The 7471-nt window shown below is 43.0% G+C and carries 9 protein-coding genes; 1 reads left to right on the top strand and 8 read right to left on the bottom strand.

Annotation, left to right across the window (positions count from 1 at the left end):
* Nucleotides 1-35 precede the first annotated feature (35 nt).
* The 3 genes from AC6RV6_RS29690 to AC6RV6_RS29680 all read right to left on the bottom strand — a co-directional run bounded on the left by AC6RV6_RS29690 (nucleotide 36) and on the right by AC6RV6_RS29680 (nucleotide 2550).
* A complete protein-coding gene (locus tag AC6RV6_RS29690) occupies nucleotides 36-302 on the bottom strand; it encodes a hypothetical protein (RefSeq protein WP_500244483.1) in 267 nt (88 codons plus the stop codon).
* Between the two features lie 10 nt (nucleotides 303-312).
* Nucleotides 313-1086, bottom strand: coding sequence for a DUF4276 family protein (locus AC6RV6_RS29685; protein WP_500244482.1), 774 nt, complete (start codon nucleotides 1084-1086; stop codon nucleotides 313-315).
* A gap of 111 nt (nucleotides 1087-1197) precedes the next feature.
* Nucleotides 1198-2550, bottom strand: a complete 1353-nt coding sequence (locus AC6RV6_RS29680) for a UDP-N-acetylmuramoyl-tripeptide--D-alanyl-D-alanine ligase (protein WP_500244481.1) — start codon at nucleotides 2548-2550, stop codon at nucleotides 1198-1200.
* 310 nt (nucleotides 2551-2860) lie between these two features.
* Here AC6RV6_RS29680 and AC6RV6_RS29675 point away from each other — a divergent pair, with 310 nt between their 5' ends.
* Nucleotides 2861-4150 (top strand): Sll1247 family protein, encoded by a 1290-nt coding sequence (locus tag AC6RV6_RS29675; protein WP_500244480.1) that lies wholly within the window; start codon nucleotides 2861-2863, stop codon nucleotides 4148-4150.
* Between the two features lie 53 nt (nucleotides 4151-4203).
* Here the strand turns inward: AC6RV6_RS29675 and AC6RV6_RS29670 are convergent, their stop codons facing one another.
* The 5 genes from AC6RV6_RS29670 to AC6RV6_RS29650 form a co-directional block, all read right to left on the bottom strand.
* A complete protein-coding gene (locus tag AC6RV6_RS29670) occupies nucleotides 4204-4596 on the bottom strand; it encodes a hypothetical protein (protein ID WP_500244479.1) in 393 nt (130 codons plus the stop codon).
* 54 nt (nucleotides 4597-4650) lie between these two features.
* The gene (locus AC6RV6_RS29665; RefSeq protein ID WP_500244478.1) at nucleotides 4651-5187 is read right to left on the bottom strand and encodes a tetratricopeptide repeat protein; all 537 of its coding nucleotides are present in this window, start codon (nucleotides 5185-5187) and stop codon (nucleotides 4651-4653) included.
* A gap of 77 nt (nucleotides 5188-5264) precedes the next feature.
* A complete protein-coding gene (locus AC6RV6_RS29660; protein WP_500244477.1) occupies nucleotides 5265-6083 on the bottom strand; it encodes a transporter substrate-binding domain-containing protein in 819 nt (272 codons plus the stop codon).
* A complete protein-coding gene (locus AC6RV6_RS29655) occupies nucleotides 6061-6705 on the bottom strand; it encodes a hypothetical protein (protein WP_500244476.1) in 645 nt (214 codons plus the stop codon). The genes AC6RV6_RS29660 and AC6RV6_RS29655 overlap by 23 nt, the downstream gene beginning before the upstream one ends.
* A gap of 64 nt (nucleotides 6706-6769) precedes the next feature.
* Complete coding sequence (locus AC6RV6_RS29650) at nucleotides 6770-7393, bottom strand: flavin prenyltransferase UbiX (protein WP_500244484.1); 624 nt, start codon at nucleotides 7391-7393, stop codon at nucleotides 6770-6772.
* Nucleotides 7394-7471 lie beyond the last annotated feature (78 nt).

Genomic DNA, 7471 nt, shown 5'->3' with positions numbered 1-7471 from the left:
TTGGTACACTCATTGCTGCTACTGTACCTCATGAATTAGGGAATTGCTATATTATCTTCATTTGATTTTTGAATATCTTTTCGATTTTTCGATTCTAATGAAACTGGTTGAGATTTAAAAGCATGAGAAATTCCATGAGACATGACAAATAAAGGGCGTTCAGAAATCTTTAATACTGCTATAAGTTTTTCTCTTGTTGCTTTTTCTTCAAATAACAGAATACACTTATATGTATTAAGTGATTTTGCGATTTTTAAATTAGATCGAGTTGATGGATCGTATCCAGGGACAAATAGAATCATTTTTACTTTTTTAATTCGCTTTTCTTTTAAGAAAATCTCGTGCTACTCGGAGAACATCTGAAGCATATTGCTGACCGATTTCCGTTCCTTTCTCAATTTCATGACGAAGTTGAAATGCAGTAAACATCTCACCGTCTGCTGTTTTCCATATTATTGACTCGCTAGGAATAATTTCACTAATTAGTCCAGAAAATACATCACGGCTGATATTACGAGAAACACTGTGTAATTCTGAGGTTGGTTGTACAGCAAGCATTGTGTTAATACCTTCTAAAAAATACCTTAATGAAGGAGATCTACCTGATGCTCGTTCAATATTAATATGATGTAAAAAATTCCAATGATTACTTGTTTTGAGGAATTTCCCAAACGCAGATTCTGCATAAATTGCAGGTTCTTTGATTTCCTCTGGTAATGGTAAGGTAGGAATAACTTCTCTACCAAATTGTGTTTTTACGTTTTCTCGAGCGGTGATTTCGTCTGCAAATAACCATGCTTCTATTTCAGGAATCGCACAAAAAACTTTGACAGAAGGTTGACCTAAATTCTCTTTCATACTCCTAACTGCATCAGGAACACTCTGAGCTTTACAGTTTCTTAAAACTGCACAACTATTTTCTAATTCTCTAGGTAAACTTTGTAAAAAAGTTTTAAGTTTTCCGACTCCTTTAATTGTTTGAATTTTTATTTTGTCCTGTGGATATTTTGCAGCTTCAAGTAGCCACAGCACAATTTGAACGTCCTTTGCTGTCTCGACAAATAGTCTAATAGAACCATCTTTCATAATTTAGAAGATAAGATATTCTCGGAATATATCTAGATTATACCTTACATAGTCTCTCTAGCTCAAGATACAAAACAGAGATATATGCTTTTATTTTCGTTTCAAACTCTCCTATTTCATTTTAAATTGTTCGACAACACGGCTTAATCCCACAGAATTTGAGGCTTTAAAGAGCAGGCAATCGCCGGGTTGTACAATTTTTTTCAATTCTGCAACGACCTCATCGTGAGTTTTAATGCAAACCGTCGAGATACCTTTAGAACCGATCGCGATCGCTTCAACTTGGCGATCGTCGGCTAAAATTATCACGCGATCTAACTGTAACTCTTTAGCAACTTCTCCGACTTTTTGATGCAATTCTGACGATTTTTCGCCTAACTCTTTCATCGTCCCCAACACAGCAATATGACGTTGAGCGGGCGTTTCTTTTAATAAACGCAAAGCCGCTACCATCGACTCAAAACCCGCATTATAAGTCTCATCTAAAAGCGTGATATTTCCCTCAAGATCGTAACGTTGGGCGCGACCTTTAGGAAGTTCTACAGAGACCCCCGATAAAAGTGGCTGCCAGTCGATATCGAGGACTTTTGCGACTGCTAATGCGGCTAAATAATTGGAGGCGTTATGATTGCCCAAAAGAGGCAAAGGAAAATCTTTTCCTTCTACTCGCAACGTTTGGCGATCGCGCAATTCGCCCCGCAAATCTCCCTTTTCCAAACCATAAGTGATTGTTTCTCCTCGCCAAACTTCCGCCGCCGTTTTCAGCAAAAGTTCGTTATCTGCGTTTAAAATTGCCATGCTATTATCCGGCATTGTTGCCAATAACTCGCATTTTGCTCGAGCGATCGCTGTCCGAGACCCCAATAAACCGATATGTGCGGTCCCCACATTGGTAATCACCCCCACCGTCGGACGAGCAATTTCCGTTAATTCAGCAATTTGTCCCAAACCTCGCATTGCCATCTCGATCGCGGCATAATCGTCATTCTCTGACAATTCCAAAAGAGTTTTCGGCACGCCAATTTCATTGTTGTAATTCTTCTGAGTTTTGAGAACCTTTCCTTGGGTGGTTAATACTGCTGCAATGAGTTCCTTTGTCGTGGTTTTTCCCACAGATCCCGTAATCCCAATGATAGGAATTTCAAATCGATCGCGCCACCAATTGCCAATCCTTTGATAAGCCTGCAATGTATCTTGAACCAAAAATTGAGGAATCGTTTCAGGGAGCGCGATCGCCGGAGGTTGGGCCAGAATCAGAGCTTTTGCGCCTTTGTTTGCGGCTGCTTCTAAGAAATGATGACCGTCAAACGTCTCCCCTTGCAATGCTAGAAATACCTCTCCGGGTTGCAGGGTGCGGGTATCTGTATTAATTCCCGTGAGTATCGTCGAGGAAGGAAGCGGAGATAACGTCTGAGAAATTCCGAGAATTTCCGGTAATTGGGAAAGAGAAACAGTAAAAGGCATAGCAAAGCAGAAAACAGCAAAAAGGCGATCCGAGAGACTGAGGGAATGCGTGCCAAACTCTAGAGCGAGAAGTAGGGAAATGTCAAGTCAATTCTCTTAAAGTTCCATGAAGTTTCCGTGAATTTGACGAAAGCGCATAAAAAGCGGGCAAGGTATCATAAAACTATAGAGTAGAGGGCATTCATCAGGAATACCATCTTTTTCAGTCCAGCTTATCCGTGCATCTATCCCTCGATCTCGATCGCTCTCATTTATCCCTTAGTGAAATGTCAACAGCCCTAATTTTAAAATGATTGGAGGGCTGAAACCCGTGCCAACCTTGACTAACTCTTATCTCAGACAAACTCGCCAAGAAGAACAATGTCTGTACGATCATCTCCTTTACTGCGTACAGATGGAAACTCCCGAAGATACGATCGAGCGCTTTCGACGTTTGTTTATCGGGGGACGAAATTACGATCCGATTGATGTGCGGATTTCTCTCGAAGCGATCGCCAGCGAAAAAACCGCCGACGAAAACTTTAATTTTCTGCTCAATCGCTGTTGTCACATTCTTATTAATCGCTGGCAAACTCAACCCCAAAACCGTTGGGCTATTATTGAGTTAGTAGAAGTTTTTCGCTTTATCCCTCCTGTCGGGACGGTACACGCTCGGGGAGCGCGTCGCCTGCGTCAATTGGTCAGAGATTTTCGCGAAACCGAGCAGTTTTTGACCTTACAACGGCTGGCGCGAGTGATTGGCAATACTATTGAAGATCGCGGTAAACTGCGTCCCCTGCACGATCGCAACGGCACGGGCAATCTTGTCGGCACTTTGATCAACCGCTATCCGTACCTGCACGAACATTGCTTGCTCAGTCAGGATAGCAGTTACGAACACCAACAAACCGTGCGGCAAATTCGCGATCGCCTGCAACAGCAATTTGAATTCGATCTTTCCCACTATGTCACCTATCAAGTTCGCAAGGCACGGGAATTAAAAAGCGATCGCATTATTCAACCCGTCAAAAATCCCACCTTATTAAGCAGTCGAGAACTCGGGGCGGCGGTGCGCCAATTTTCCGGACGCATTCAAGGCGATCGCACCCATCGCGATCTGGCAAAAAACTTTCTCACCCACAGCCTGCAAGCCTCTTCCTATCGCAATTTCAAGGACGATCTCTACGAATATCTTACGGCTTCGGTAGATCCGCGATATGGCAATCAAAAGTTTAATGAAAAGCTCTACGATCGCCTCAAAAATACCCTCTCTCGTTACGATTTACAAAAGCCAAATAATACGCTATTACTGCGAACTTCCAGTCACTTATTAAATTTTTTAGTGGTCGAAAGTCCCCAACGTCCCGATCATTATATTTTTGTCGATTTGATCACGAATTTGGGAGCAACGCCAACGGTAATTTTACTCCTCAAAATTACACTTCTCTGCAATCAAGTCAAGCCTCATCTCGAAAAACGCTTTTCGATTTTGTTCAATCATTACGAAGCGTCCACAGAAGAAGGAGTACCTTGGTTAGTGAAATCGATGGAAAATATGCACATTGCTTTTAGTATTCATTTTGGCTCTGTCGATCTCTCTCATCTCAAAGAAATTATGTAATTCAAGTTCATTTTTCTTCTCAATAAAGCCGATTCATTCTTTTGCAAAGTCATTTAGTTATTGTTTTCTTTTTCCTTTCTAATATCCTTGGGAATTATCTTACCGATCGCCAAGCCAATGAATAAAGAAATGAGTTCATAAGAGCCAAAGATAAAACCAATTACAATGAAGAAGATGAAAGCAGCAAAAGGATAATTATTGACATAAGTTCGAGAACTTAAAAGATCGGCTTTATATTGTTCAAAACCTTCTAAATATTCTGCTTGAGTTATTTCTTGACCTCGCTGATATTCCTCTTGAGATTGTTTCACAAAGTATAGACCGAATAATATACTGAGCGTTGCAATAAGAATAATTTTTGCGATCGCAACATTTCTGCTTGTATATTTGACTGTCAAAGTGAGCTTATCTTTTGAATTTTGCTCTGAATTGATTGATGATTTCATAAACTTACTTTGTTTCAGATTTTTACCTCATTTTTGTGTTAATATATCTGTCTACTATGAAGGTGAAACAAAGCGTTTCTGCAATGATTCTACTCGGCGCTTGGCAATTTTATTCTCTGGATCGTATTTGAGAGTTTTCTGATAGGTTTCTAAGGCTTTTGCGTCCATTGTTTTCTTTTCGTAGATATTCGCAAGGTTATTATTGGCGATCGCATACTCGGGATAAAGTTTCAGCGCCTCTTTATAGTTGCGAATCGCCAAGTCATATTGCTCGCGAGACAAATAAGAAAACCCAATCGCGTTATAAATCAAAGCGATATTTTCCGGTTCGATTTCTTCTTTATTGGCTAATTTTAAACCTTTTTGCAAAACTTGAGCCGCTTGAACGTATAACTTTTTCTTTAAATAGAGACTGCCTAGCTCATAATAGTCTTTCGATGTTCCATTTCCGGCTTTGATTGTTTTTTGTAGCTTTGAGAATGCGTTTTCAAGGCGACGACTCTGAAAAATTTGTTGAAATAAAAAGATTGCTGTTCCTGCCAATATAATCAGCAAAAAAGAAATATAAATGATGGGGAGTTGTTCTTTCATAATGTTGTTGTTTGTTGTTACGTCCTCCGGACACGCTACGCGAACGGAGTCAAATAACCAATTGTGCCATCTTATCGTCAATTTTCCTCGGGTTCGGGGAAATTTCCCAAACCCCAATAGTCAATTCGTCTTTGCAACCATCCCGAGTCTTGCCATTTGGCGATCGCTTCATTCACTTGCAGATACAATTCTCCATGCTGCAATCCTTTTGGGATCGCGATCGCTAAAGGTGTTCCCCCCAAACGATCGCTCATCAGGCGATATTGAGGATATTCTTGCACCCAACCTGTTAATACACTGCGATCGCCGGCAAAAGCAATCGCTTCTCCCGTTTCCAAGAGCATTAAGGCTTCTTGATAAGATTCAACGCCGACCAATTGGACTTCAGGCAGGGCATAACGGACGATGGCAATGGTACTCGAACCCTCTAAAACAGCAACTTTACGAAACTTGAGATCGATGCGGCTGCGGATGTGGGGATCGCGAGTGACAAAGCTCGTACTGTCGAGATAATAGTAACGACTGAAGTTCACTAAGCGCGATCGCGATGGGGTTGCGCCGACTCGCGCGATCGTTAGGTCTACTTCTCCCGAAATAGCCATGTTTAATCGTTCTGTATTTGTGACGGGTTGTAAAATTACCGCATCGCGATCGCCGAGTAATTCTTCCGCTAATTTTCGCGCAATATCAATTTCTAAGCCTTGCAAATTGCCCCTTTCATCCCAAAATCCCAAGGGACGAAGATTATCTTTAACTCCAACGATTAACTTACCTCGTTCTTGAATTTCTCCCCATTCCGCCGCTAATGTGCCGTGAATCGGAAATGACCAACAACCCATAACCCATAACCCATAACCCATAACCCATAACCATTTAAAAATCCCATTTTTCTTCATTTTTCGGTGAGGGTTCGCTATCTTCAGCATTGGGGGGGTTAATAACTCGATAATTCGCGTCATAGATGCCATCTTTAGATTGAGAAGGATTCCCAGTCGGTTTTTTGAGATTGGGGGACTCTGAAGGGTTTTCTGGGGTTGAAGGGATGCCAACGCCTTGAGGGGGACGAGCTTGGGGAGGAGGGTTTCTGCGAGTCGTGCGAGCATTTTTGCGAAGATCGCTTTGAGGAGCATCGGTTTGAGGAATAGTGGCGGCGGCCGGGGGTTCATCAATTGCCCAGCCGCCATCATCTTCAGGAAGGGGATTCCAGTCGGCAGAAGGGGAAATTTCCCAATCGGATTTACCCGGAGGGCGAGTGCGACGCTTTTTTCTGACGGTCTCGCGATAGCGTGGGGCAACTTCAGGATTGGTTTCTCGCGGTGAGGCAAAGGGAAGATAATTGAGCAATTGTACTACTAGACTGGTACCCATTCCGGCAACAACCCCCAACCCCAACCAAACCGCTAGTGGGAGGCTGAGAGTCTCGCTGCCAAAAAGAATTAACGATAGAGAAGGCGACCAATTCTGAAGCAGAATCAGCCCGATCGCGATCGCCAGCAGTACCATCCACGTTGCACGCATCTTTTCAGTTATCAGTTATCAGTTATCAGTTATCAGTAGGGACGTTGCATGCAACGTCCGTACATCAGTTATCAGTTTTGCTTGTTCCGCCTTGCCATCGTTGTAGGGGAATACAGTCAATATCGAATTGGTCGAGGGCGCGAGCGATGACAAAATCCACTAGATCCTCAATGGTTTGGGGGTTGTGATACCAAGCGGGAATTGCGGGGACGATCCGCGCTCCGGCTTCGGCAAGAGCAGTTAAATTTCGCAAGTGAATCAAACTTAATGGCGTTTCTCGGGGGACGAGGATTAATTTCCGTCCTTCTTTTAATTGTACGTCAGCCATGCGCTCGAGCAGGTCAGAACTCAATCCGTGGGCAATTTTCGCGACGGTACTCATGCTACAGGGCATGACGATCGCTCCCAGAGTCCGAAAAGAACCCGATGCGATCGTTGCTCCGACATCATTCCAACGATGACAGCGCAATGTTCCCGCTTTGGCCACCCCAGCGCGATCGCGCCAAAATTGTGCTTGTTCTTCCGGCTCGGGCGGCATTCGCACATTTTTCTCGGCCAGCCACACCATAAAGCTCGCCTTAGAAGCCACCAGATCGACCGTATAGTCCGCTTCTAACAAATATTTCAGAGCGCGAACCGCATAAATTAAACCACTCGCCCCACTTACGCCCAAAATTAAAGGTTTCATTTCTAGCCGATAACTGATAACTGAATACGAGAAAAGAGCGGGAGATTGATAGCCCCGTCTCTTTAGAGCGGGGTGGAA

This window comes from Spirulina sp. LEGE 11439 (assembly GCF_059821285.1).
This window is presented reverse-complemented; position numbering and strand designations above follow the sequence as displayed.

Bases quoted from the DNA above. Each gene is read 5' to 3' on its own strand.
- AC6RV6_RS29660 (WP_500244477.1), bottom strand. From the start codon at position 6,083: ATGAAGAAAAATGGGATTTTTAAATGGTTATGGGTTATGGGTTATGGG.
- AC6RV6_RS29685 (WP_500244482.1), bottom strand. From the start codon at position 1,086: ATGAAAGATGGTTCTATTAGACTATTTGTCGAGACAGCAAAGGACGTT.
- AC6RV6_RS29655 (WP_500244476.1), bottom strand. From the start codon at position 6,705: ATGCGTGCAACGTGGATGGTACTGCTGGCGATCGCGATCGGGCTGATT.
- AC6RV6_RS29670 (WP_500244479.1), bottom strand. From the start codon at position 4,596: ATGAAATCATCAATCAATTCAGAGCAAAATTCAAAAGATAAGCTCACT.
- AC6RV6_RS29690 (WP_500244483.1), bottom strand. From the start codon at position 302: ATGATTCTATTTGTCCCTGGATACGATCCATCAACTCGATCTAATTTA.
- AC6RV6_RS29650 (WP_500244484.1), bottom strand. From the start codon at position 7,393: ATGAAACCTTTAATTTTGGGCGTAAGTGGGGCGAGTGGTTTAATTTAT.
- AC6RV6_RS29680 (WP_500244481.1), bottom strand. From the start codon at position 2,550: ATGCCTTTTACTGTTTCTCTTTCCCAATTACCGGAAATTCTCGGAATT.
- AC6RV6_RS29665 (WP_500244478.1), bottom strand. From the start codon at position 5,187: ATGAAAGAACAACTCCCCATCATTTATATTTCTTTTTTGCTGATTATA.